This is a genomic window from Hydrogenophaga sp. PAMC20947 (genome assembly GCF_004795855.1).
GTDB lineage: Bacteria > Pseudomonadota > Gammaproteobacteria > Burkholderiales > Burkholderiaceae_C > Hydrogenophaga.
Window position 1 is genome coordinate 2,585,391 of sequence record NZ_CP039252.1, and the last position, 22,137, is coordinate 2,607,527.

The following is a 22,137-nucleotide window of genomic DNA, read 5'->3' on the forward strand; positions in this document are numbered from 1 at the left end:
CAGTTGGCCAAACGGCTTCAAAATCCAGCATGCAATTTAGACATACTGCTCGGCCAGACATCAAAAACCGCAAGTGATCGCGGGTAGCGTGGCCACCCTCGCAATCCAGAAAAGACACAAAGTCGTTTACCAGTGGCAAGATGATTTGGGCCAGTTCAAGTTTCGCCCACCCGTCACAAGGCGCTGCGAAAGCAAAGATCGCAGAGGGTGGGTGACACAACGAAACTGGGTAAATGAGCGAGTAGTCAAAGACAAGCTGATACGCGCCCTTCAATCACTCGCTTTTTCAGCATCTTCGCCAAGACCCGGCGCTTCAGCCTTTGTCGTTAGAACAGACAACCCCAGTTGAATCTGCCCCCATGGTTGTCGACTTGTAATCCAAGAAGTAGCTTCGCGGATAGCTCCGTAGAGCACCGAATGTGCAGTGATTGTGGCTCCACGCAGGGCCAAGGCATCATCCAGGGTGTCATCAATTTGCCTGAGGCTACACACTGCCTCCATGTCAATATGGTACGGGTAGGTAGGCTTACGTTCGATGTTGGTAGAGCTGCGCATCGAACAAACGAACACTTTGCTGTCTTGCTCATCGCGGCGCACGTCTATCACGTTCTCCGTGTTGATTTCCTCAGTGCTTTCTGGTTTGTGCTCTGGAATAGATATCACTACGCTTCGCACAAAAAACAACTGCACCAACGAGTATGCTGGGTTCAACGCGCTCATGCGGCCAGCGCGTAACGCTCATCATGTGCTGCTGCTGTCAGCCAATCGCCGTTCGCAGCAGTACCCGGCACTGTAATAGCGCTGTGCAGTACGAAAAACTGAGCTCGTTGAAAATCCTTACCATGTTGGGCAGGCGCATGGCGAGCAATATTCGCCCACGTCTTAGAGGAGACTCCGGTCTCGACAATCTGAATCTCCAAACGTCCTCCGCACGCCCTCGCCAACTTCACCATTGTTTCGATGGTGAAATTTGTATCGCCTCGAAACACTTTAGTCATGTAGGCGGGGCTACTACCCACTTTTTCTGCCAACTCCGTATTTGACATCTCGCTACGGCGGCGCCACTTTTCCAAGGCCAGAGCAAAGCCGAGCTTGGCGTTTTGCACCCAATAGCCATCTGACTTTTTTGCTTCGTCAACCAATGCCCGAAGGCGTTTATTTAGTGCCATCTCATTCGTCCTCGTAGGTGATGTTATCGGCGTTATTCATATAAATTTGCTTCATGCTGGCGGCCCTATCCACCGCCAACTTGTCGGCCCTCTGTGACTTCTTGAGTACTCCGCCTGTACACACTGCCACGTCGCCGTTCAGACCCTTGAAAAAAAAGAGCCGTAAGCGGCCTTTGCGAAATTCATATATCCCTCTTTTCTGGTCAGCCAGATGGCAAAGCGCTGGAGGCAAGGCGGCAAGTCCCTCTTCAGAAACACGGTCAATGAGATCCAGTAGCCCCTCTCGCGAAGCCGCTGTGTCCTCAGAGCCGGTCGCGAGGAAATCTTCAGCCGGACAGGAAGCCCCCTTTTTCATAGCGACTACTCGGTAAGCGCCTTTTGCGATCACTCTGACAGCGATCATATTAACTCATAGGTTAATTTTATTGTTGAAATCACTGATTCTCCTCCTTGTTTTTGTGGCTTTTCGATCGTCAGTACCTGCTAGGCGGATCACACAATCTGTGCACTTCCCTAGCTCACGGGATCTAGTCCTGGATCACTCATGAGAAGGTGTGCAGTCTTACGCCTGCAGCGTTCAGCATGAAGTGCTCCCCATGCTCCCGCACTCGAGGAAGGATCATAGCTCGGGAGATCCGCACCCCATTCAAAAGTACTAGTACGTCGAACTTAGCGTGGATTTGACCAGAGATACAAATATTCAACGATCGCTTCCTTCAACAGGAAAACCCAATGGCCATGCGGGATGCAAACCCAAACTGCCCCCCTTGATTTCGGGGCGGTGACACCGATGGGCTAGATCGAGGCTCCGCCAAATAGGAGCTAACAGGTACGCGTTGGCCACCCCTGGATGTTCAGTTGTGCGCGACCCACGCCCTACCCATCCTTCCTTTTCAAACTAGGTGCGTTACCTGACCACTAAAACTCGACAGAACTGCATCTTTCGGTGTGTGTGGTGCGTCTGGCACATCGTCCAGTCCGCATTGAGCGAACCCAACGAACGGCAATGCACGGCCACGGGTAGCGCGTAGATGCACTTCAAGTCGTGCTATGTAGTCATCCACGCCTTCACCATTTATTCGAGGGTGGTCTTCCAAACCATCCACGCCTGTCAAGGTCTCCCGGTCGAAGCCGACACCAAATATCAACACAAGCACCGGGCGCGGGCCGTCAGGTGTGGCCTGCTCAAGCCTTGCAAGGCGATTCGACAAGGCTTTCATGGGTTGCCCTCCAGTTCGTTGATGCGCACCTCAAGGTCGCAAGTCTCGATGCAGCGCGAAAGTATCTGAAGTACGTTCGCCAGGCGCGACACGTCGCCCACGTCGCGCTGGCCTGATTTGCCCTCTCGGTAAAGCCTTCCGAGTTCGCGGCGTACATCGCCGGCAGTCGTCAGCTTGAGTCTCAGGCGGGGGGGTGTCTGCTCGGTGGCAGGTGGGCTGCGGTGTTGGGAATGTTTCATGTTGCGCTTGGATGCCATCAAAGGGCCCCGAGGCGCGTCTTTTGCGCCACGGGGCAGGGATTGCCTTATGCAGTCGCAGGGATGCGACCGGCGACTTTCTGCGCCTGTTTGGCGTTCTCAATGTCGAACACACCAAAGCCAAGCGCCTTGGCTGCGTCGATACGGCCAGCGTCACGCACCAGCCATGCCAACAGCTCCATACGCGACCAGCCCGTCAAGGCAGACGATGCCAAGATGCCTTGAAGAAAATTCAAACCGCGAGTGGCAAACTCTGTGGCCGCACGCTCGCTGTCGATTGCAATGGACTCCGCAACGTTGCCCAAGCGCTTCGTCTGCTTCCACAGCGATTTGAAAAACGCCATCTCATGATCAGCCGGCAATGGGATAGGCGAACGCAAGATGGCGATCTGCAAGCGAAGGTAGCGTTCGCCACCTTCGGGGGTGTCCTGAATCACCGTCATGATTTTGGTTCGCTCAGACAGCGGCAATGCGCGAAAGTATTGGCGCAGCTCTACATCTTCGACTGCGCACGCTGAGTGGGTCGGGTGAAGCTGCGGTACTGCCAAGAGAACGGCCTCACGTTGGTTTGTGGCAGCGTCCAACTCGGCAAGCCGGTTGTAGCCAGCCACCAAAATCGCCCAGCCCGTCTCATACGCGGGCTTGAGGCGTTTTTCCTTGCCCGGCCCACTCAAGTCGCTGTCGTTCAGAAGTGCCTGCTTTTGTTCCGCCAAAGCGTTCACCGCATTCAGGGCGGCCTTGAAAACATCAAACTGAGCTGCGCCCTCGAATGGGGTGCTTTCAGGCATGTGGAAAACGTGGCCGGTGTTGGCAATGGTGTAGGTCTTCATGAAGGTCTTTCAGGTTGGGTTTGACCAAGTGGTCATTTAGGAGTGACGGGGGTAAGAGTGGGGGTAGAAATTTGGAATCGCCGCGACAAGCGCGCCAGGGCTCAAGCAAAGGCGGAGCGTCCCTCCTTTGTCAGGCGCAGAAGCAAAGCCATGACCACAGGGTCTCTCTCTGGCAAGATCCCGGGCAAACGAGCAGCGGGTGCATCACAGAACCCATATGGCTTTGGTGGTGGCAAACCCACAGAGCATTGGGTTTCGTTTTCGGCAAACCCATATGGGTTCGAGGCAAACCCAGTGTTCGGTTTTACGCACTGGGTTTGAGGGCGCTCGCTAGCGGTGGGCCGCACACTTTCAAGTTGCATGCCCAGCGCCTTCAGCGCCTCGCCAGGATTGCGCCGAATGGAAGCCTCCACGAACGGCCAGAACGAACCAAGTGCGTCGGGCAGCCCTCGGTCACTGCATGCATGCAAAACCGCGTCTACGGCCCATTTTTTAACCGAGCCGTGCAACTTGGCGCCGGGTCGCTGTAACCCGGCAGGCCCGGCCACATTTTCAAAGAACAGTGCACACAGGCGCTGCCACTCGTCCCGCTGGATCGGCTTACTTCCAACGTGCTCGCCACCCCGCAACGGCAGCATCAACACGTGCATGTGCGGAGCGCCTTCGTCGCGGTGCACCGTCGCGCTCAGAATGGGCAAGCAAAGGGCAGCGCGAAGCCAGGAGAGGCAGGCGTCGAAGTATTGGTGTTCGTCTATGGGGCAAATGGACGGGAGCGAGAACAAACATTCGAGCGCTTGAGCGTGGTCCTTGCGCAGCGTCTTCACATCGACGCCAGCGGCAGCCATCAGCGACACGGCCAGCGCCTGCACAGCCGCTGCCGTGATCGGACCGGCTAGCACCTGGTTTAGGCTTGAGCGTGCGGCGTCAATGTGGCCGTCTGCGCCTTTCTCGCACTGGATTTCACGCAAATTGTGGCGCGCAGCCTGCTCCAAGGTGCAGGGCTTTCGCTTACCAAGACGCGACAGGCTAATTGACTTCACCCCGAAGTAGGCGACCTCATTCATGTTGTACCCACCAGCGTGTACAAGGCACAGCGGGGGTGCAAGTAGCCATCGCGGTCGTATAGGTCCACGCGGCTGGTCCGAATGTCCAGGCCGTGGCGCTCGCGAAGTTCTTTGATGCGCGCACTGGGTTGGTACACGCCAAGACACCGCAAGTCATGTGAGGTCTTTGGTGCGCGCTTCAGTGCAGCGACGATGCGTTGCCGCTGAGCAATCGTGGCCGTGCTTTTGGGTACGTACTGGCGCTGGTATTTAGTCTGCGCTTTCAGTGACCCCCAGACCCGTCCGCCTGGGAGTTTCGCTTTTGGGCCGGTGCTCACGCTGCCACACCCTGCAAAAAGGCGCGGATGTCTGCGACCTTGAAGCGCGTGCATTTCGGTCCGAGCTTGATGGGCTGTGGGAAATCAGGCTCCAGCGAGCAGCGTCGCCAAGCGGTCGATTCGGCTATGTCGCTAACCGCGCACAGCATTTTGATGTTCACCAGTGCCGAGTTGGGCAAGGTGTCGAAATTGGATGGATCGGTCTTCATGGGTAGCTCCTGAGTGAAGCCCCATTTGTCCCTCCCAATTCTCAGTTAACTAGTTAACTCATCGCAGTTTGTTGAACGCCGTGAACCACCCACGAACCGTTGAACGCGGAGTTTCGTGACGGCCGTCTTGGCCTTCCCATTGGACGCGCCCACACCGCGCTGAATCTACGTCGAAACTAGTTACAACGCCCTTATTCAGCAAGTGACCCAACAGTTCGTCCAACGCTTCACCTGGGTGCTGCCGGTGCTCCGCATAAAGTCGTTGGTGCAACAGTGGTTTTGGGCGGGCTTCCCGCTTCCGGCTGCCAGCAAGCGACCGGCTCAACGACTCAACGCCAGCCATGCCCGTGTACTCAACACCAAACATGACCAAGTCTTGCGGCGTCAGACTTCCACGCTCAAGAATTTGCAAACAACGATGAAACAGCTTTACCGCGTAGTGGTCGCGCCCCGTGTAACGCTCCTCGACCATTGCGCAGTACGCCATGCCAAGCCGTGGAAGTCGCAGGTCTCCGCGTTCGGGGTGGCCGGGTGGGTGCATAAACACCACCTCGCGCCAACCCTTGCTCTCCACCGGGAATGGCTCCTCAATGGCCTCCAGGTGCCGAATCAAATGCTCCTGCGTTTCAGCGACCACAGCGAGCCGCGTGGTGAGCGACACAAGTGGCATGCACATCAGTGCGCATATGTGCGGTGCCTCTTGTGCCCACTCCGAAGGTATTCGCGGACGCATTGAGGAAGATCGTTTTTTCACACCGCCACCTTTGTTCGAATAGGGATCACGTCGCCAGTGCTGCGTACAGTAGCGCAGTACACGGCCCAATCGTTCATGAGCGCACGGCGTTTTTCCAACAGCTCGCCGCGACGGTATGCAGCCTCGGTCTTGTCGCCGATGGAATGTGCCAGCGCCATTTCGGCCACGTGGTTCGGGTAGTCAGTGACCTCGCTGCACCAGTCCCTGAATGTGGACCGGAACCCGTGAACAGTCAGGTCTGAACGGCCCATCCGCTGCAACAGTTTCAACGCCGCCATGTTGGACAGCCCAGACTCCTTTCGGCCCGGGAAAACATACTCACCAGCACCTGCCTCTGCCTTGACCTTTTCCAGTACGTCCAGCGCCGCCTGAGACAGCGGGACAGTATGCTCTCGCTCCGCTTTCATTCGTTCGGCTGGGATGGTCCACAGGGCAGCGTCAATATCGATCTCCGACCATCGTGCGTTCAGCACCTCAGACGTGCGCGAAGCTGTCAGGATGATGAATTGCAGCGCCAGCGACGACAGGTTGTGAATCGTGCGCACCTCTTGCATGAACGCGCCGATCTCTTTCCAGGGTATGGCTGGGTGGTGCTCCACTTTGGCAACTTTTTCCGGCTTGGGCAGGACCTTGTCCAGGTGCCCACGCCATGCAGCCGGGTTGTCTCCGCTTCGGTAGCCCTGCGCCTTTGCCCAATCCAAAATTCGCTCAATGCGCCCTCGCAGCCGAGAAGCCGTTTCCGTCTTGGTCGTCCAGATGGGGTTCAGGACACGCAACACCATCGCGGTGTTGATGGCACTCAATGGCAGGGTGCCAAAAACCGGGCTGGCGTATGCGTCCAAGGTGTTGCGCCACTGGTCAGCATGCTTCAGGTTGCGCCAACCCGGGGAATGGGCGACGATGAAGTCGGCAGCTGCCTTGTCGAACGTGATGATGTTCGCATCGGCCATCCGACGTGATAGCTGCTGTTCACGCTTCATGACCAGCGGGTTCACCCCATCGGTCAACAGCTTACGATTCGCCGTAGCCCTCTCCCGCGCCTCAGCCAGGGTGTAGGTCGTAAAGCTGCCCAAGCCCATTTCATACGACTTGCCGTCCAGAGTGAACCGGAATATCCAAGACTTGGCCCCGGTCGGGCTCACCTGAAGGTAAAGATTGTCACCGTCTGGGTAGTACCCCGACTTCACCATCTTTGCCAGCTTCACCGCATTCAGTCGGTTGATGCTTCTTGCCAAAATCTACCCCCGTTTCTACCCACATGATTCTGTAAGATTCTACGGGGTATCCTGAGACTAAGTAAGAGACATGATCGACTGTAAGTTACTGTTTTACAACGTCTTTTTTGACCATTCGAGATTCAACGAGAGGACATCTGATAAGGACACAGTCTCCGCCAGAAAGCTATGAAGAACGGGCCCTCGCGGCCCGTTTTGCATTTCTGCCCATCGTTTTACCCATCGTTCGGCGTGGCATGTTGTGACACCTCCTGCTCCAACTGCGCGGACCCGGCTCGTCGATCAGCCCAACTGTTGCAGAGTGGATTTCAGGCAGCGCCATCCAAATCGACGACCTGCTGGACACCATGATCACACCTGCAGACAAATCTCTGGCTGAGCAAAGCCCCGGCCAAGAAGCCCTGCCATCTGGTGAGCCAAAGCCACACAAGGCACACGTGCACCCTTCGCTTCCGCCGCAATCGTTCCACCGCAGCGGGCTGGCGCTGGCGTGACAGCCCGCTGCGCGGGCGCCTTGGACGCTCATCAACGCAAACGTTCGAAGACCCCACGCCACCGTGCGGTGTATTGCGCCGTATGCGCTCGCCCAGCGCCTACTCAGAGAGACGGGAAGAGCCAACAGCGGCCCTATGTCACAACTGAGGGGTTTAGAACGACCCTTTCGTTTCAAAAACCCAACATGAAAGCAAGTAACGAATTGAAACTACAACCGAAGAAGTAGACTCGCGTGCGGCAAAACTAACCCAAAAAAACTCATTCAACTGAGCGATTTTGGTAATTCCTAATTCATATAACTACGCACATGAAAAACCCCGCCATTCGCCTCAAAGCAACCGCTGTCATCGCCGCCATCGGTGCAATGTCGTTTGCCTCTACCGCCTTCGCCAGCGACTTGACCACCGAAATCGGTGCGCGTTACTGGCACTCCAGCGGTGGTCCCGAGTACACCCTCTACGGTGGTATGAGCACCGCCGACGGTGCGGTGTCGGCGCTGCAGTACAAATCCAAGAACGTGGGGTCGCCTGAAGTGTTCTTCCGCGTGGACCACACCAGCGGCGTGTTCGTCAAAGGTATCTTGTCGGGCACGGGCACCAGCAACAGCGGCGTGGAATACGACGAAGACTTCGAGCCAGAAACCGACCCCTATTCCCGCACCGAAACAAGCCTGCTCAAGAGCGAAGTCAAGTACGGCTCTGTGGACCTGGGCTACGGCGTGACGCGTGGCGCCCTCCGCGTGGGTGGCTTTGTGGGCTACGCCAAGTGGAATGAGACGTACCGCGCTTATGGTTGCACCCAACTGGCAACTTCGGACATCTGCTCACCCGGCGATGTGGGAGACAACGAACTCGGCATCACCGAAACCGACAAGTTCACCGGCCCACGCATCGGCGTGACGGCGGATTTCGCGGTGAACGACAAACTCACCCTTTCGGGCGAGGCTGCCTACTTCAAACCTGACCACAAAAACACAGACAACCACCACTTGTCTGGATTGGGCCTGACCCCCGGCAATGGCAACGGCAGCGGATCACAGATCAGCATCGCACTGCAATACTTGATCACCCCGGCACTGAGCATCGGTGCCGGCTACCGTGTGTGGTCGGTGTCGTCCGACATCACCACGGGCATCACCGAGCAGGCGTCTGAGAACCAGCTGGAAACCTACAAGACGAAGCGCAAAGGCATGTTCCTGCAAGCGGCGTACCGTTTCTAATCCGGAACACCGCTTCCCAAGAAACCCCCCCGCGCTTCGGCCGGGGGTGTTTTTTTTCATGCTACGGCTCCTGCTTTGCAGCTTCGGCGCCGCATCCATTGAAACCGCAGATCGCCATCGAGCCAGCCGCGCAGGCAACCGGTAGCGGGTCGGGACGTTCATTGGGTTGCCGCGCGGATCGCTTGAAGAGTCTGGCCCCCTGCCTGGTTGGCACAATACAGCTTCGATTCGCATCCTGCATTTCCCCTCTGCCCAGCGCAACCTCAGGGTCCAGGCCCCGAGCACATCACGCCTCCCATGCCACGCATCCAGATCACCCTGCCCGATCGTTTTGTCTTTTCCACCGACATTCAGATCTACATCAGCCATGTCAACCAGGGCGGGCATCTCGACAACGCACAATTGCTGACCCTCGTATCCGAGGCTCGAGTGCGATTCTTCAAGTTCCTCGGCTACCGTGAATCTGACGTGGCGAGTCATCCCATCGTGGTCGGGGATATCGTGGCTCAATACAAATCCGAAGGCTTTCACGGCGAAACCATGCGGGTGAGCATGGTGCCTCAAGACCACAACCCCTACGGCTTCGACCTCGCGTACCGCATGGAAGAGGTGATCTCACAGCGGGAAGTCGCGCGCGGAAAAATCGGCATTGTTTTCATCGACCGCGAGACCCGTCGCGTGGCGGCTGTTCCCGAACCGTTCCTCGCACAGCTCGCGGCCCTCTGATCGTGGGCCAAGCGCACCAACCACTCAGTCCGGTAAAAACAGCGCCTGCAAGTCGCTCAAAAAGTCGAAGCCCCGCTCGGTGGGCACGATCTGCTGGGTCCCGGCTTCCAGCAAGCCGCGTTCACGGGCCTGTTGCAGCCCCCGCTCCAGACTGGAAAGGGGCAAACCGGTGCGGTCCAGAAAATCTTGCACGGCAAATCCTTCACGCAAGCGTGAGGCGTTGAGCATGTACTCAAAGGGCAAAGCCTTGCGCTCAACGCCTTCCACCCCCACAACGGCATCACCGGCCATCGCCTTGACCATGTAGAGCTGTGGGTCGCGCGCCCGCACATGGCGCACCACCCGGTGTGCGAAACTGAGCTTGCTGTGGGCGCCCGCCCCGATACCGAGGTAGTCGCCAAACTGCCAGTAGTTCAGGTTGTGCCAGCACCGATGACCGGGCCGCGCAAAGGCGGAAACTTCATAACGCTGCAAACCAGCCTCGCCTGTGAGCTCCGTGATGCGGTCAAGCATTGCGTAGGCATCGTCCTCTTCGGGCAGCTTGGGTGGAAACTTGGCAAAGTAGGTATTGGGCTCCAGTGTCAGGTGGTAGATCGACACATGGGGGGGTTGAAAGCCCAGCGCCATGCGCACATCGGTCTCGCATTCAGCCAGGCCCTGGCCGGGCAAGGCATACATCAGATCCAGGTTGAAGGTGTCAAAAGACAGCGATGCCTCTTCCACTGCCGCGATGGCCTGCGCCCGGTCGTGCACGCGGCCCAAGGCTTTCAGGTAGTCGTCGTTGAAGCTCTGCACCCCGATCGACAAGCGGGTAACCCCCGCTTGTCGAAACGCCCGAAAACGGTCTTTTTCGAACGTACCCGGGTTCGCTTCCAGCGTGACCTCTGCATCGGCCTCCAGCCTCACCAACGCCCGCACGCCACCCAGCAAGCGGTCGATCGCATCGGGCGAAAAGAGACTGGGTGTGCCGCCCCCAATGAAGATGCTGTGCACGGTGCGGCCCCAGATCAAGGGCAAGGAAGCGGTCAGATCGGCCAGCAATGCATCGATGTACGGTTGCTCTGGCAGGGCTTGTCCGGGCTGAGCGCGCGCACTCCACTCGTGCGAATTGAAATCGCAATAGGGACACTTCTTCAAGCACCACGGCAAATGGATGTAGAGCGAGAGCGGTGGTGACCCCTTGAGCTGCAAGGTGCCCGGGCGCATCCAGTGCTGCACATCGCTCCAGTGTGGCTCGGCTTGCGCCTTGCTGCTGACAGGCAAGGCCACGCGAATAGGTTTGGGATCGATCATCGGGCGGGGGCTGAGGGCTGCGGCTCCAAGCCTGCCGGAGCGGACTTGGACATTCCGAAGAAGCAGTAAAACGGTCTCTGCTCCGGCATGCCAGGCACACCCATGGCGCCGCCGCGGTGTTTCATATGAACCAACGGTCTCGCATCAACGCCAGCATCAGTTGCGCTGCTTTGCCGCGGTGGCTGTTGGCATTTTTCATCTCGGGCGACAGCTCAGCAAAGGTTTTTCCGAATTCCGGCAGAAACATCACCGGATCAAAACCAAAGCCGCCATCTCCCACCGGCGCTTGCGTGATCAAGCCGGGCGCGCGGCCCATGGCGATCAGCGGTTCGGGATCCTCTGCGCTGCGCAGGGCCACCAGTGTGCTCACCAGTGCTGCGCGCCGGTCGGTCACGCCTTGCAGTTGCTCCAGCAAAGCACGCACATTGTTGTCGTCCCCTTTGGCGTAACCAAACCGGGTCGCGTAAAAAGCCGTGTCCACCCCAGGCAGGCCCCCAAATGCTTCCACGCACAAACCCGCGTCATCGGCCAACGCGGGCAAGCCGCTGACCTTGGCCGCGTGGCGGGCCTTGGCCAGGGCATTTTCAACAAAAGTGCAATGGGGCTCGGGCGCCTCGGGAATACCCAGATCGGCTTGGCGCACCAGCTCCACCCCCAGCGGGGCAAACAGGGCTTGCAGCTCGGCCAGCTTGCCGGCGTTGTTCGATGCCAGAACCAGTTTCATCTCTGTCAGCCCGATCGATGACGCTTCAGGCGCCCAGCGCCTGTGCCTGGAGTTTCACCAGCTCGCCAACGCCTTTTTCGGCCAACGCCAGCAAAGCGTCCATTTCCTGGCGGGTGAAGGCAACGCCTTCCGCCGTGCCCTGCACCTCCACAAAATGCCCTGCCCCGGTCATGACCACATTCATGTCGGTGTCACAGGTTGAGTCTTCCACGTACTCCAGATCCAGCAGCGGTGTGCCGTTCAGAATACCGACCGAAATTGCCGCCACGGGTCCCTTGATCGGGGTCGCTGAAATCAAACCGGCCTTGAGCAACGTGGCCACCGCATCGGCGGCGGCCACGTAGGCGCCGGTGATGCTGGCGGTGCGCGTGCCCCCATCGGCCTGCAGCACATCGCAGTCAATGGTGATCGTGCGCTCACCCAGTGCTTTGAGATCGAACACCGCGCGCAGTGAACGCCCGATCAGGCGCTGGATTTCCTGGGTGCGACCGCTCTGTTTGCCCTTGGCCGCCTCACGCGAGTTGCGCGTGTTCGTGGCGCGGGGCAACATGCCGTACTCGGCGGTGACCCAGCCTTCGCCACTGCCGCGCTTATGCGGCGGCACCTTTTCTTCCACCGATGCGGTGCACAACACCTTGGTGTTGCCAAACTCGATCAACACCGATCCCTCGGCATGCATGGTGTAGCCACGGGTGATGCGCACAGGGCGCAAGGCATCAACGGCCCGGTTGTCGGGGCGGGTAGAAACTGTCATGGAAATAACCTCAAATGGGATGATTCAATTGTCGCAGCGAACCGGGTGGTCTCACTTGCGAGGGGGGATTGGCCTCAGCTGACACGCGCTGATACCGGCGTGGCCGGAGCACACAGGCGACCCGTGCAGGCGGCCGCCGAAGCGGCACGCCGATCAGGCGTTGCGTTCGGCTGTGCGGCGAATCGCTTCGTTGATTTCGGCAATCGATTTCTCGATCGCTTCGTCGTCAAGGTCTTCAATGGTCGGATCGGCCACACCCGACTGAATGGTGGAAGCAAACACGCCTTCCTCGATGTCTTCCGTGGACACCCGCGTGCTCTGAAACTCACCGGCAGTTTCCCACTCCATGGCGAGCACCGTCACATTGTCACAACGCGGGCCACCCCGCTTGAGCGCCAGCTCTACCAGCTCGGGCACCGCCTGCTCCAGTGGGTGCTTGGCCAGCTCGGCCGCAATCTCAAAATCCTTGACCGTGCCCCACAAACCGTCTGAACACAGGAGAACACGATCACCCTGCTGCAGTTGCACCGGCCCCGACAGATCAAACACCGGCTTCGCAGGCGACCCCAGGCAGGTGAACAGAATGTTGCGGTTGATGTGCTGGGTGGCTTTGCCCAGGTGGGCTTGCTGCTCCATGTAGGAATGGTCTCGGGTGCGGGTGACCAGCTCACCATTGCGCACCAGGTACAGCCGGGAATCGCCGCAATGCACCCAATGCATGTTGCCCCGCTCCATCACCGCCGCCACCAGCGTCGTGCGCGGCGTGTCGAGCATGCCCTTTTCGGCGGCATAACGGATGATCTGGTGGTGGGCCGCCATCAGCGCACTCGACAGAAACTCCGGCACCTCACGCACCGTGGGATTGGCGGCTTTCTGGAAATAGGCTGAAAACGTCTGCAAGGCCAGCTGCGCCGCCATCGCCCCTTCGGGGTGGCCGCCCATGCCATCGGCCAGCACGAACAGACCCGACTCCCGGGTGTAGGCATAGCCCATCCGGTCTTCGTTGCGCTCGCGGCCGCCTTGACGGCTGATCTGGTAGACCGAAAATTTCATCGAAACTTGGTTCCGGCCGCAGTTGATTTCCGGGGCGACTTCTTGTTGTCGGACACGATGTTGTCAAACTGCAAACGCATTTTTTCTGCCACGGTGAGCTTGGTGTAGCTGCGCTCAGTCTCGCGACTGAGCTCCTTTTGAAGCGCAAACACCGACTGTGGACGCGACAGTGGGTCAAGCGACATGCACCATTCCACCACTTCGATCAGGTTGTCTGAATACACGCCGCGCAAGCGGGAGAGCGCAAGCGACAGACGGTCTTTTTCCAGTCGTTGAGGCGCGTCGTTGGGGGGGTAACCCTGCATGCTGGCGTAAATGCAAGCGCCGATCGCGTAAATATCGGTCCAGGGGCCCATGCTCGAATCGCGGCGATACATCTCGGGCGCGGCAAAGCCGGGCGTGTACATCGGGCGAATGAAATTGCCTTCTTTGCTCAGCACTTCGCGCGCCGCGCCAAAATCGATCAGCACCGCGCGGTTGTCGTCAGTGACGAAAACGTTGGCAGGTTTGATGTCCAGATGCAGCATCTTGTGCTGGTGCACGATGCGCAGCCCGCGGAGCACCTCGTCGTACAGCGAGCGAATGGTCGACTCGCGGAACACCTTCTGCTTTTTCAGGTCACGGGCGGTGATGATGTATTCCTGCAGGGACGAACCCTCCAGATAATTCATGACCATGTAGACGGTTTCGTTTTCCCTGAAGAAATTGAGCACGCTCACCACGGAGGCGTGAGAGATCTGGGCCAGTGCCCTGCCCTCTTCAAAAAAGCTCTTGAGCCCCAGACGGTACAGCGACAGCTTTTCGGGCTGCACCTGCGGCAACAGCTCACCAGGACCCCGGGTGGCGAGGGACGAGGGCAGATATTCTTTGACGGCCACTTGCTGGCCTTCGGTGTCCACCGCGAGGTAAACGACACCAAAGCCGCCAGCGGCGACCTTGCGAACAATGCGGTAGCCACCGATGACAGTATCGGGGGGCAGCGGGGCGGGTTTGACCTTTGACATAATTCGGATGGGTTCCGGAACGCCTCGTTTTGGCCCACTCCAACTGATGGGACACAGCTCAATGGCAGTTTACAGCATGACCGGCTACGCAACAGCGCAAAGCGAGGGCCCCGCGGGCGCAGACGGCAACGACGTCAAAACCGGCCTGGGATTGGAGATCCGATCGGTCAACAGCCGGTTTCTGGATCTCACATTCAAACTCCCTGACGACCTGCGCGGCACCGAACCGGCTTTGCGCGATTTGCTGGTGGGCCGCCTCAAACGAGGCAAGGTAGAAGTGCGCGCCTGGGTCGAGGGAAAAGCCGAGCAAGGCGCCCGTGCGCCCAGCGTGGCCGATATTCAGAAGCTGGTGGGCCTTCAAGACAACGTGCGCGCCTGGCTGCCCAGCGCGGCGCCCCTCACCGTGGCCGAAGTGCTGCAGCTCTCGAGCCGCCCACAGAGCCGGCCCGGTGAGTGGCACGATCCCCTCATCGCCCTGGCCAAAACCGGGCTGGACAAGCTGCTGAGCGCGCGCGAGCGCGAAGGCCAGCGCCTGGCCGCCATGCTGCTCGACCACCTCAAGCAGCTGCGCACCCTGGCCAAAGATGCACAACCCTTGATTCCGCAGTTGGTTGAGCAACAACGCCAGCGCTTCATCGACCGCTGGAACGAAGCCCTGAGCGCATCGGCTTCAGCCACTGGCAACACCATCACCGGCGATATGGCGCGCGACCGCGCCCTGACCGAAGCGACCGCCTTTGCGATTCGCATTGACGTGGCCGAAGAGTTGACCCGCCTCGACTCCCACCTGGTCGAGATCGATCGCCTGTTGAAAAAAGGCGGCGACATCGGCAAGCGGCTGGACTTCCTGATCCAGGAATTGCACCGCGAAGCCAACACCATGGGGTCCAAATCCTCCAGCCTGGATCTCACCCGCATTTCGGTGGACATGAAAGTGCTTATCGAGCAAATGCGTGAACAAGTACAAAATATCGAGTGACCCCTTTCATGCAATATCCCGGAAACCTGTTCGTCGTGGCCGCCCCCAGCGGGGCCGGCAAATCCAGTCTGGTCAAAGCCCTGATGGAGCTGGACACGCGTGTTGTCCCCTCTATCTCCCACACCACCCGGGCACCCCGTGGCCAGGAAGTGCATGGGCGCGAGTACTACTTCGTGTCAACCGAAACCTTTGACCAGATGGTCATCCAGAACAATTTTCTGGAATGGGCCAAAGTGCATGGCAACCGCTACGGCACCTCCAAGCACACCATCGAACAACGCATCGCCCAAGGGGCTGATGTGGTGTTGGAGATCGATTTTCAGGGCGCCATTCAGGTCAAGCGCATTTTCCCCAACGCGGTGCTGGTGTTCATCCTGCCCCCGAGCTGGGAGGAGTTGCGTTCGCGCCTGGAGCGGCGTGCGGAAGACACCGCTGAGGTGATCGAAATCCGCATCCAGAATGCCTCCTCTGAAATGGAACACGCCCACGAGTTCGACTTCGTTATAATCAATGAGTTGTTCGAGCGGGCTTTGTTTGACCTCAAGGCCATCGTCCATGCCCAGCGGCTCAAGTTCGCCGCCCAGCGTATCGCCCGCAGCGATACCTTCAAGGCGCTCAACATTCCCTGAACTCAAGCTACCTGGAGCCCGAAAATGGCACGCATCACCGTCGAAGACTGCCTGGAAAAGATTCCGAACCGCTTTCAGCTCGTGCTGGCCGCAACCTACCGAGCTCGCATGTTGAGCCAAGGCCACGCGCCCAAAATTGAGAGCAAGAACAAGCCCGGCGTCACCGCTCTGCGCGAAATTGCCGAAGGAAAAGTGGGCATTGAAATGCTCAAAAAAGTGCCCCTTTGATCTTCTGATCATCCGCACGAGAAAAAGCCCGCTGACAGCGGGCTTTTTCATGGTCGAACAGTTACGGTTCTGCTGCACTGTTGGCCCAAGGCGGGCCAAGCGCCCGGCAAGCGCCCGAGCCCATCACAGGTTTTCAGGCAAACGCAGTTCGGTCAATGTCCAATCGGCAAAGCCACTGCGCTCAAAAACCAGGCCCACCTTCACATCTTCTGGATTTTCAGGGTTTTTCGCATAAGCGACCAGCTTGTTGGGCCCTTGGCGGTCGAACGCCCACTTGGGCTTGGCTTTTTTGGGCTCGGCAACGCCAACAGCGTCCTTCACCTCACCCGGTACCACTTCGATTTCTCCTTTGGTCAAGGCGGCCATGACGAATTCGGGGCGTACCGCGGCGTCGACCAGCGGGTTGGCCAGTGCCATTGCAAAAGCCGCTCCCAGCGCCTTGAAACCCTTGCTGCTCTGCCCTTCGTTGGCATCTGACCCCATTTGCCCGGCCAACTTGGCAGCCAGTTGGCTTTTGACGCTCCGCCTGACCTTGGGGTAGTCCACCCGCTCATTGAAAGCCTGGACGTCCTTTTGCTCAGCGGCCTCGCGCATGGTGTTCAGTGTGAGGTAGGGTGAATAGTGCCAATAGCCTGCAACGCCGGCCACAGCCAGCAAGAGGGCGAAAAGCGAAGCCTTGCTCGCAATGTGGGTCATGTGTGCTCCCTGTCGAAATGGTTGGTTACTTGGCAGAAGTGAGTAAAGTCAAACCGCATCACGCAAAGCCGCAGAACATCGATGGTGATTCAGGCGCACCCGCCCCTGCTGCCTGTCAGTGGGGGGGGAACATGCGGCATCAAATGCCACCGATACCGAGTGGCACACAAACAGTCAAAAGCCGCCTCGAAGCCTGATGCCTCAAGGGGCCACAAGAATCGGCCCCCTTAAGCAGCGCCGATATTGGGCACCAAGGCGCCTGCATCCTGGCCCCCCCGTTGCGCCGCCGTGAATGCCAGCATGCGATCGATGGGCAGCAGGGCCCGCGGAATCAAGGCTGGGTCCACATGGATCTGATTCAGATGCTTCTCCAGCACTTCGGCTACGCCGGCCAGACCGTTCATGGCCATCCAGGGGCAATGGGCGCAGCTTTTGCACGTGGCGCTGTTGCCGGCCGTGGGCGCTTCAATGAAGACTTTGCCCGGATTTTGCTGGCGCAGCATGTGCATCATGCCGTTGTCGGTCGCCACGATGAACTCGGAAGCGTCCAGCTCCCGCGCCGCCTTCAGAATGGCCGACGTCGAGCCCACGGCGTCTGCCAGGCCGATCACATCGGCCGGGCTTTCCGGGTGCACCAGGACCTTGGCCTTGGGGTGCTCCCGCTTCAGCGCTTCCAGCTCAAACGCCTTGAACTCGTCGTGCACGATGCAGGCGCCGCTCCACATCAGCATATCGGCCCCGGTTTCTCGCTGGATATAGCCGCCCAGATGTTTGTCGGGTGCCCAAAGGATTTTGTGCCCCTTGTCCTTGAGCGCGCGCACGATGTCGAGCGCACAGCTGCTGGTGACCAGCCAGTCGGACCGCGCCTTCACGGCGGCACTGGTGTTGGCGTAGACCACCACAGTGCGGTCGGGATTTGCGTCGCAAAAAGCACTGAAATCGTCAATGGGGCAGCCCAGATCCAGCGAGCAGTTGGCATCAAGATCGGGCATCAGCACGGTTTTCTCCGGGCTCAGGATCTTGGCCGTCTCCCCCATGAAACGCACACCCGACACCACCAGGGTCTGGGCGGCATGATCGCGCCCGAAACGGGCCATCTCCAGCGAGTCGCTCACAATCCCGCCGGTCTCGATCGCGAGATCCTGCAGATCCGGGTGCACGTAATAGTGCGACACCATCACGGCATTGCGCTCCTTCAGCAGCCGGCGGATGCGCTCTTTCAGCTCAGCGCGCTGCTTGGGGCCGGGCTCCACAGGAACGCGCGCCCAGGCGTGTTTGGTGGGGCAAGCGGGCTGTTCGTATTCGACATCAATGACGGCGCCGTCGGTCTGCGTGTTCATGTGGGTTGCACTCCGTTCAACAAGCTTCAGAATGCGTCAAAGCGCATCGAAAAATCGATCGCTTTCACGTCTTTGGTCAAGGCCCCGATGGAGATACGGTCAACACCCGTCTGAGCCAGCACGCGCACCGTGTCCAGGTTCACTCCACCCGAACTCTCCAGCACGGCGCGCCCTGCATTGCGCCTCACAGCCTCTTGCAGGGTGGGAATGTCCATGTTGTCGAGCAAAACCATGGTGGCTCCACTGGCCAGCGCTTCGTCCAGTTGCGCCAGGGTCTCCACCTCGATTTCCACAAAGCGGGCCTGGGGCGCAGTTTCTGCCACCCGCTTCAGCACGGCGGGGACACCGCCTGCTGCTGCGATGTGGTTTTCCTTGATCAGCACCGCGTCGTAAAGGCCGATCCGATGGTTCACGCCACCGCCCGCTTTCACCGCGTATTTCTGCGCCAACCTCAGGCCCGGCAAGGTCTTTCGGGTGTCCACGATGGCGGCTGACGTGCCCACGACCGCCTCGACAAAAGTGGCGGTCTTGGTGGCCACGGCCGACATCATCTGCATGAAGTTCAAGGCCGTGCGCTCGGCCGTGAGCAACGCCTGGGCGTTGCCCTCCATCTCAACGATCACCTGATCCGCCTGGCAACGCTGCCCTTCGGTCACGTGCCAGGTGAGGCGTGCGTCGGGATCGCAGGCCAGCACGGCGGCCTCGACCCAGGCCACCCCACAGATCACGGCGGCTTCGCGAGCGAGGATGCGCGCACGCGCATTGCGGGAGCTGTCCACCAGCGCTGCTGTCAGATCACCGGGGCCCACATCTTCGGCCAGCGCACGCGCCACATCGGCGCGGGCCAGCGCCTGGATGTCGGATGCGGAAAAGTCAGAAAGGTGTTTCATAGACAAGAAGCATAACGGGATCGAATATAGTGCCCTGCATCCCGAGTGCTATTGAGGAGAGACATCATGAACGCAGCCACAACCACCGGAACGCCCTATGGCACTCTGCCATCGGCCTCACCCTTGCCACTGCGCAAGCCTGTGAGTCTGCCGCGTTTGCAGGAAATGCGTGACCGTGGGGAAAAGATCACCATGCTCACCGCCTACGACGCCACTTTTGCGGCTGTCGCCGACGCAGCAGGCGTTGAGTGCATCCTGGTCGGCGACTCGCTGGGCATGGTTTGCCAGGGACTCAACAGCACCGTCGGGGTCACGCTCGAAACCATGCGATACCACACCGAAAGCGTGGTTCGGGGGCTGCAGCGCGTGCAAGCCACCGTGTGGGTCATTGGCGATCTGCCCTTTGGGAGCTACCACGAGAGCAAAGAACAAGCGCTGAACAGCGCTTCTGTGCTGATGCGCGCCGGCGCCCACATGGTCAAGCTCGAAGGCGGTGGCTGGACGACTGAGACGGTGCGTTTCCTGGTTGAGCGCGGCATTCCAGTGTGCGCGCACCTTGGCCTGACGCCGCAGACCGTGCACGCGCTGGGCGGCTACCGGGTTCAGGGGCGCGGCGATGCAGCGGCCTTGCAGCTGCGCCGCCAGGCCATCGAACTGCAGGATGCAGGCGCATCCATGCTGGTCCTCGAGATGGTGCCAGCAACCTTGTCCGCCGACATCACGGTAGAACTTAAAACCTGCCACACCATTGGCATCGGAGCGGGCGACGGAACCGCAGGTCAGGTGCTGGTGATGCACGACATGCTGGGCATCAACCTGGGCAAGAATCCAAAATTCGTGCACAACTTCATGGAAGACGCCAGCAGCGTCCGGGGCGCCATGGCCGCCTTCGTGGCAGCGGTGAAGGATGGCAGCTTCCCCGACAACAACTTGCACGCCTGGTAGACCCCCCCCGCATCGCCTACAGCGCTACCCCCAGAGGGCGGTGCTGGCCGCCCGGCAAAGCCGGTTCGGTGGCGCCCTTGAAAAGACACACCCCACTCCTTTCGCATGAAACTTGTTCACACCACCGAAGAATTGCGCGCCGCCATGCGGCCCTACAACTCGCCAGCGTTTGTACCCACGATGGGCAACCTGCACGACGGTCACCTGAATCTGGTGCGCAGCGCCAAACCGCTGGGTGATCTTGTGGTGTCAAGCATTTTTGTCAACCGCCTGCAGTTTGCGCCCCACGAAGACTTCGACTCTTACCCGCGCACCCTGAAGGCCGACTGCGACCGCCTTGAACAAGCGGGTTGCGACATCGTTTTTGCGCCCCTGGAAAAAGAGCTGTATCCGGTGCCTCAGTTGTTCAAGGTGCACCCCCCCGGCGAAATTGGCGACATCCTGGAGGGCCATTTCCGCCCAGGATTTTTCATCGGCGTGTGCACGGTGGTCATGAAGCTGTTCCAGTGCGTGTTTTCGGAGGCCAAGGGTCCCCGCTACGCTTTGTTCGGCAAGAAGGACTACCAGCAACAGATGGTGATCAAGCGCATGGTGCAGCAATACGCCATGCCCATCACTGTGATTGCCGGCGAAACCCAGCGCGCCGCCGACGGCCTGGCACTGAGCTCGCGCAATGGCTACTTGAGTGAGCCAGAGCGGGCCGAGGCGGTCCAGCTCTCACTCACGCTGCGCACGCTGGCCCGCGAAGCCTTGGCGACTGCAGAAGCCATGCCACAGCAATTGAACGCCCTTGAATCCCGCGCCATGCATGCACTGGCGACCCGGGGCTGGCAACCCGACTACATCACTGTTCGGCGCCGTGCCGATTTGCTAGCGCCTCAAGCCGCTGACGCAGTCACGCCGGAGTCGCTGGTGGTGCTGGGCGCCGCACGGCTGGGCAACACACGTTTGATCGACAATTTCGAGGTTTAACCTCCACCCTCGCGCCGGGCCAGCTGCGCGGCCCGTCACCCCCTCAAGGGGGCAACGCTGGCGGGGCGGTACTGCCCTAGGTGTAGTTTCCCAAGAGGTTGTTCACCCGAGGTGAAGGAAGATGGAGGTTCTGACATCTCCCAACTTTCTTCAGGATTCCTCGAATGAACATCCACAAGAATGCCTCATTGACGCCCAAAGGTCGAGCACATTTGATGCGAGAAATACAGCGCGTTGGACTCAAGCCCGCTTGCGTAGCTGCGGGACTGAGCCCCCGCACGGCTCGCAAATGGCAGCGCCGCTTCTGCCAACACGGGCCGACGGGTTTGATTGACCGCAGTTCACGCCCTCTCACAATGCCGCAACGCACCTGTGTGCAAAAGATTGAACGCGCCCTGGGCTTGCGCAAGAACCAGCGCTTGAGCTTTGAGCGCATCGCTGAGCGCCTGGGGCTCTCGCGCAGTGTTGTGGCACGTGCCTGTAAAGCCGCGGGGCTGGGCAAACTGCCACCTGTCGAAGGCACACCCCCGGTGGTGCGCTATGAGCGACAAACGCCAGGAGAGTTGTTGCACCTTGACATGAAGAAGCTCCCGCGCTTCAAGCAGCCCGGGCACAGGGTCACGGCAGACCGAACTAAGAAGACGCCTCGGGCTGGCTACGAGGTTTTGCATGTGGCCATTGATGACCGTTCACGTGTGGGCTTCTGTCAGCTGCTTACCGATGAAAAGGCCCACAGCGCGTGTAGCCACCTCCTGGCAGCGCTGCGCTACTACCGGGCCTTGGACGTGCGCATTTGGGGCGTCATGACAGACAACGGATCGGCTTACCGATCCAAGCGGTTCACAAAACTGCTGCGCCGCTTGAAGATCAAACATCAGCGCACCCGGCCTTACACGCCATGCACCAACGGCAAGGCTGAACGCTTCATCCAGACGCTGCTGCGTGAGTGGGCTTATGCCTATGTCTACCCCGGCTCAGATGTGCGCGCCAGCGAGCTCCAACCTTGGATGATTCACTACAACTTCAGGCGCCCACACTCGGCAACTGAGCACCGTCCTCCCGCTTCACGCCTTGGCTTTGCAGGGAACAACGTCGTGAGAAACTACACCTAGGCACGGGTTACGCGGCCAAGCAG

At 59.4% G+C, this 22,137-nt stretch carries 27 protein-coding genes; 8 read left to right on the plus strand and 19 right to left on the minus strand.

Annotated features, from left to right (window positions below):
* Positions 1 to 270: 270 nt before the first annotated feature.
* From E5678_RS11650 to E5678_RS11700, 11 genes are all read right to left on the minus strand, one after another.
* Complete coding sequence (locus E5678_RS11650) at positions 271 to 720, minus strand: hypothetical protein (RefSeq protein ID WP_136178681.1); 450 nt, start codon at positions 718 to 720, stop codon at positions 271 to 273.
* Positions 717 to 1,169: a helix-turn-helix transcriptional regulator gene (locus tag E5678_RS11655; RefSeq protein WP_136178682.1), complete on the minus strand. Its 453-nt coding sequence runs from the start codon at positions 1,167 to 1,169 to the stop codon at positions 717 to 719. Before E5678_RS11655 ends, E5678_RS11650 begins: the two co-directional genes overlap by 4 nt.
* Before the next feature lies 1 nt (position 1,170).
* Entirely contained in the window at positions 1,171 to 1,572 is a 402-nt protein-coding gene (locus E5678_RS11660; protein ID WP_136178683.1) for a type II toxin-antitoxin system RelE/ParE family toxin, read from the minus strand.
* 490 nt (positions 1,573 to 2,062) lie between these two features.
* Positions 2,063 to 2,389 carry a hypothetical protein gene (locus E5678_RS11665; protein WP_136178684.1) on the minus strand — a complete coding sequence of 109 codons (327 nt, stop codon included), beginning with the start codon at positions 2,387 to 2,389 and terminating at the stop codon, positions 2,063 to 2,065.
* A complete protein-coding gene (locus E5678_RS11670) occupies positions 2,386 to 2,628 on the minus strand; it encodes a hypothetical protein (protein WP_136178685.1) in 243 nt (80 codons plus the stop codon). The genes E5678_RS11665 and E5678_RS11670 overlap by 4 nt, the downstream gene beginning before the upstream one ends.
* A gap of 65 nt (positions 2,629 to 2,693) precedes the next feature.
* Positions 2,694 to 3,476: a hypothetical protein gene (locus tag E5678_RS11675; protein WP_136178686.1), complete on the minus strand. Its 783-nt coding sequence runs from the start codon at positions 3,474 to 3,476 to the stop codon at positions 2,694 to 2,696.
* Between the two features lie 101 nt (positions 3,477 to 3,577).
* Positions 3,578 to 4,540 carry a plasmid recombination protein gene (locus E5678_RS11680; protein ID WP_136178687.1) on the minus strand — a complete coding sequence of 321 codons (963 nt, stop codon included), beginning with the start codon at positions 4,538 to 4,540 and terminating at the stop codon, positions 3,578 to 3,580.
* Complete coding sequence (locus E5678_RS11685; RefSeq protein ID WP_210731904.1) at positions 4,537 to 4,857, minus strand: helix-turn-helix domain-containing protein; 321 nt, start codon at positions 4,855 to 4,857, stop codon at positions 4,537 to 4,539. Before E5678_RS11685 ends, E5678_RS11680 begins: the two co-directional genes overlap by 4 nt.
* On the minus strand, positions 4,854 to 5,066 hold the full coding sequence (locus E5678_RS11690; protein WP_136178689.1) for an AlpA family phage regulatory protein: 213 nt from the start codon (positions 5,064 to 5,066) through the stop codon (positions 4,854 to 4,856). Before E5678_RS11690 ends, E5678_RS11685 begins: the two co-directional genes overlap by 4 nt.
* 58 nt (positions 5,067 to 5,124) lie before the next feature.
* Entirely contained in the window at positions 5,125 to 5,727 is a 603-nt protein-coding gene (locus E5678_RS11695; protein WP_136178690.1) for a hypothetical protein, read from the minus strand.
* A gap of 89 nt (positions 5,728 to 5,816) precedes the next feature.
* A complete protein-coding gene (locus E5678_RS11700; RefSeq protein WP_168708550.1) occupies positions 5,817 to 7,055 on the minus strand; it encodes a site-specific integrase in 1,239 nt (412 codons plus the stop codon).
* Between the two features lie 802 nt (positions 7,056 to 7,857).
* On the opposite strand from E5678_RS11700, the gene E5678_RS11705 reads away from it, so the two are divergent.
* Together E5678_RS11705 and E5678_RS11710 are read left to right on the plus strand one after the other, a co-directional pair.
* A complete protein-coding gene (locus E5678_RS11705; protein ID WP_136178691.1) occupies positions 7,858 to 8,769 on the plus strand; it encodes a hypothetical protein in 912 nt (303 codons plus the stop codon).
* A 297-nt stretch (positions 8,770 to 9,066) separates the two neighbouring features.
* Positions 9,067 to 9,495 carry a thioesterase family protein gene (locus E5678_RS11710; RefSeq protein ID WP_136178692.1) on the plus strand — a complete coding sequence of 143 codons (429 nt, stop codon included), beginning with the start codon at positions 9,067 to 9,069 and terminating at the stop codon, positions 9,493 to 9,495.
* A 24-nt stretch (positions 9,496 to 9,519) separates the two neighbouring features.
* Here the strand turns inward: E5678_RS11710 and hemW are convergent, their stop codons facing one another.
* From hemW to E5678_RS11735, 5 genes are all read right to left on the minus strand, one after another.
* A complete protein-coding gene (gene hemW / locus E5678_RS11715) occupies positions 9,520 to 10,701 on the minus strand; it encodes a radical SAM family heme chaperone HemW (RefSeq protein ID WP_247597026.1) in 1,182 nt (393 codons plus the stop codon).
* 208 nt (positions 10,702 to 10,909) lie between these two features.
* Positions 10,910 to 11,512, minus strand: a complete 603-nt coding sequence (gene rdgB / locus E5678_RS11720; RefSeq protein ID WP_136178694.1) for an RdgB/HAM1 family non-canonical purine NTP pyrophosphatase — start codon at positions 11,510 to 11,512, stop codon at positions 10,910 to 10,912.
* Positions 11,513 to 11,537: 25 nt separating this feature from the next.
* Positions 11,538 to 12,266, minus strand: coding sequence for a ribonuclease PH (gene rph / locus E5678_RS11725; protein ID WP_136178695.1), 729 nt, complete (start codon positions 12,264 to 12,266; stop codon positions 11,538 to 11,540).
* Positions 12,267 to 12,419: 153 nt separating this feature from the next.
* Positions 12,420 to 13,319, minus strand: coding sequence for a protein phosphatase 2C domain-containing protein (locus tag E5678_RS11730; RefSeq protein ID WP_136178696.1), 900 nt, complete (start codon positions 13,317 to 13,319; stop codon positions 12,420 to 12,422).
* On the minus strand, positions 13,316 to 14,323 hold the full coding sequence (locus E5678_RS11735; protein ID WP_136178697.1) for a serine/threonine-protein kinase: 1,008 nt from the start codon (positions 14,321 to 14,323) through the stop codon (positions 13,316 to 13,318). Before E5678_RS11735 ends, E5678_RS11730 begins: the two co-directional genes overlap by 4 nt.
* A gap of 61 nt (positions 14,324 to 14,384) precedes the next feature.
* On the opposite strand from E5678_RS11735, the gene E5678_RS11740 reads away from it, so the two are divergent.
* Genes E5678_RS11740 through rpoZ form a run of 3 tightly spaced genes read left to right on the plus strand, consistent with a single transcriptional unit; the run spans position 14,385 to position 16,159 of the window.
* Positions 14,385 to 15,302 carry a YicC/YloC family endoribonuclease gene (locus tag E5678_RS11740; protein ID WP_136178698.1) on the plus strand — a complete coding sequence of 306 codons (918 nt, stop codon included), beginning with the start codon at positions 14,385 to 14,387 and terminating at the stop codon, positions 15,300 to 15,302.
* Between the two features lie 8 nt (positions 15,303 to 15,310).
* A complete protein-coding gene (gene gmk, locus E5678_RS11745) occupies positions 15,311 to 15,931 on the plus strand; it encodes a guanylate kinase (protein WP_136178699.1) in 621 nt (206 codons plus the stop codon).
* Between the two features lie 24 nt (positions 15,932 to 15,955).
* A complete protein-coding gene (gene rpoZ / locus E5678_RS11750) occupies positions 15,956 to 16,159 on the plus strand; it encodes a DNA-directed RNA polymerase subunit omega (RefSeq protein WP_066088432.1) in 204 nt (67 codons plus the stop codon).
* A 123-nt stretch (positions 16,160 to 16,282) separates the two neighbouring features.
* On the opposite strand, the gene E5678_RS11755 is transcribed toward rpoZ, so the two are convergent.
* The 3 genes from E5678_RS11755 to nadC form a co-directional block, all read right to left on the minus strand.
* The gene (locus E5678_RS11755) at positions 16,283 to 16,855 is read right to left on the minus strand and encodes a DUF2939 domain-containing protein (RefSeq protein ID WP_136178700.1); all 573 of its coding nucleotides are present in this window, start codon (positions 16,853 to 16,855) and stop codon (positions 16,283 to 16,285) included.
* Between the two features lie 227 nt (positions 16,856 to 17,082).
* Positions 17,083 to 18,195, minus strand: a complete 1,113-nt coding sequence (gene nadA / locus E5678_RS11760) for a quinolinate synthase NadA (RefSeq protein ID WP_136178701.1) — start codon at positions 18,193 to 18,195, stop codon at positions 17,083 to 17,085.
* 26 nt (positions 18,196 to 18,221) lie between these two features.
* Positions 18,222 to 19,085 (minus strand): carboxylating nicotinate-nucleotide diphosphorylase, encoded by an 864-nt coding sequence (gene nadC, locus E5678_RS11765; RefSeq protein ID WP_136178702.1) that lies wholly within the window; start codon positions 19,083 to 19,085, stop codon positions 18,222 to 18,224.
* Positions 19,086 to 19,151: 66 nt separating this feature from the next.
* On the opposite strand from nadC, the gene panB reads away from it, so the two are divergent.
* From panB to E5678_RS11780, 3 genes are all read left to right on the plus strand, one after another.
* Complete coding sequence (gene panB / locus E5678_RS11770) at positions 19,152 to 20,030, plus strand: 3-methyl-2-oxobutanoate hydroxymethyltransferase (RefSeq protein WP_136178703.1); 879 nt, start codon at positions 19,152 to 19,154, stop codon at positions 20,028 to 20,030.
* 105 nt (positions 20,031 to 20,135) lie between these two features.
* Positions 20,136 to 21,002 carry a pantoate--beta-alanine ligase gene (gene panC / locus E5678_RS11775; protein ID WP_136178704.1) on the plus strand — a complete coding sequence of 289 codons (867 nt, stop codon included), beginning with the start codon at positions 20,136 to 20,138 and terminating at the stop codon, positions 21,000 to 21,002.
* Between the two features lie 164 nt (positions 21,003 to 21,166).
* Positions 21,167 to 22,114 (plus strand): IS481 family transposase, encoded by a 948-nt coding sequence (locus E5678_RS11780; protein WP_136178705.1) that lies wholly within the window; start codon positions 21,167 to 21,169, stop codon positions 22,112 to 22,114.
* Positions 22,115 to 22,137: the final 23 nt, after the last annotated feature.

Coding starts and splice junctions, on each gene's coding strand:
- E5678_RS11650 (WP_136178681.1), bottom strand. CDS start 720: ATGAGCGCGTTGAACCCAGCATACTCGTTGGTGCAGTTGTTTTTTGTG.
- E5678_RS11655 (WP_136178682.1), bottom strand. CDS start 1,169: ATGGCACTAAATAAACGCCTTCGGGCATTGGTTGACGAAGCAAAAAAG.
- E5678_RS11660 (WP_136178683.1), bottom strand. CDS start 1,572: ATGATCGCTGTCAGAGTGATCGCAAAAGGCGCTTACCGAGTAGTCGCT.
- E5678_RS11665 (WP_136178684.1), bottom strand. CDS start 2,389: ATGAAAGCCTTGTCGAATCGCCTTGCAAGGCTTGAGCAGGCCACACCT.
- E5678_RS11670 (WP_136178685.1), bottom strand. CDS start 2,628: ATGAAACATTCCCAACACCGCAGCCCACCTGCCACCGAGCAGACACCC.
- E5678_RS11675 (WP_136178686.1), bottom strand. CDS start 3,476: ATGAAGACCTACACCATTGCCAACACCGGCCACGTTTTCCACATGCCT.
- E5678_RS11680 (WP_136178687.1), bottom strand. CDS start 4,540: ATGAATGAGGTCGCCTACTTCGGGGTGAAGTCAATTAGCCTGTCGCGT.
- E5678_RS11690 (WP_136178689.1), bottom strand. CDS start 5,066: ATGAAGACCGATCCATCCAATTTCGACACCTTGCCCAACTCGGCACTG.
- E5678_RS11705 (WP_136178691.1), top strand. CDS start 7,858: ATGAAAAACCCCGCCATTCGCCTCAAAGCAACCGCTGTCATCGCCGCC.
- E5678_RS11710 (WP_136178692.1), top strand. CDS start 9,067: ATGCCACGCATCCAGATCACCCTGCCCGATCGTTTTGTCTTTTCCACC.
- hemW (WP_247597026.1), bottom strand. CDS start 10,701: ATGCGCCCGGGCACCTTGCAGCTCAAGGGGTCACCACCGCTCTCGCTC.
- rdgB (WP_136178694.1), bottom strand. CDS start 11,512: ATGAAACTGGTTCTGGCATCGAACAACGCCGGCAAGCTGGCCGAGCTG.
- rph (WP_136178695.1), bottom strand. CDS start 12,266: ATGACAGTTTCTACCCGCCCCGACAACCGGGCCGTTGATGCCTTGCGC.
- E5678_RS11730 (WP_136178696.1), bottom strand. CDS start 13,319: ATGAAATTTTCGGTCTACCAGATCAGCCGTCAAGGCGGCCGCGAGCGC.
- E5678_RS11735 (WP_136178697.1), bottom strand. CDS start 14,323: ATGTCAAAGGTCAAACCCGCCCCGCTGCCCCCCGATACTGTCATCGGT.
- E5678_RS11740 (WP_136178698.1), top strand. CDS start 14,385: ATGGCAGTTTACAGCATGACCGGCTACGCAACAGCGCAAAGCGAGGGC.
- gmk (WP_136178699.1), top strand. CDS start 15,311: ATGCAATATCCCGGAAACCTGTTCGTCGTGGCCGCCCCCAGCGGGGCC.
- rpoZ (WP_066088432.1), top strand. CDS start 15,956: ATGGCACGCATCACCGTCGAAGACTGCCTGGAAAAGATTCCGAACCGC.
- E5678_RS11755 (WP_136178700.1), bottom strand. CDS start 16,855: ATGACCCACATTGCGAGCAAGGCTTCGCTTTTCGCCCTCTTGCTGGCT.
- nadA (WP_136178701.1), bottom strand. CDS start 18,195: ATGAACACGCAGACCGACGGCGCCGTCATTGATGTCGAATACGAACAG.
- nadC (WP_136178702.1), bottom strand. CDS start 19,085: ATGAAACACCTTTCTGACTTTTCCGCATCCGACATCCAGGCGCTGGCC.
- panB (WP_136178703.1), top strand. CDS start 19,152: ATGAACGCAGCCACAACCACCGGAACGCCCTATGGCACTCTGCCATCG.
- panC (WP_136178704.1), top strand. CDS start 20,136: ATGAAACTTGTTCACACCACCGAAGAATTGCGCGCCGCCATGCGGCCC.
- E5678_RS11780 (WP_136178705.1), top strand. CDS start 21,167: ATGAACATCCACAAGAATGCCTCATTGACGCCCAAAGGTCGAGCACAT.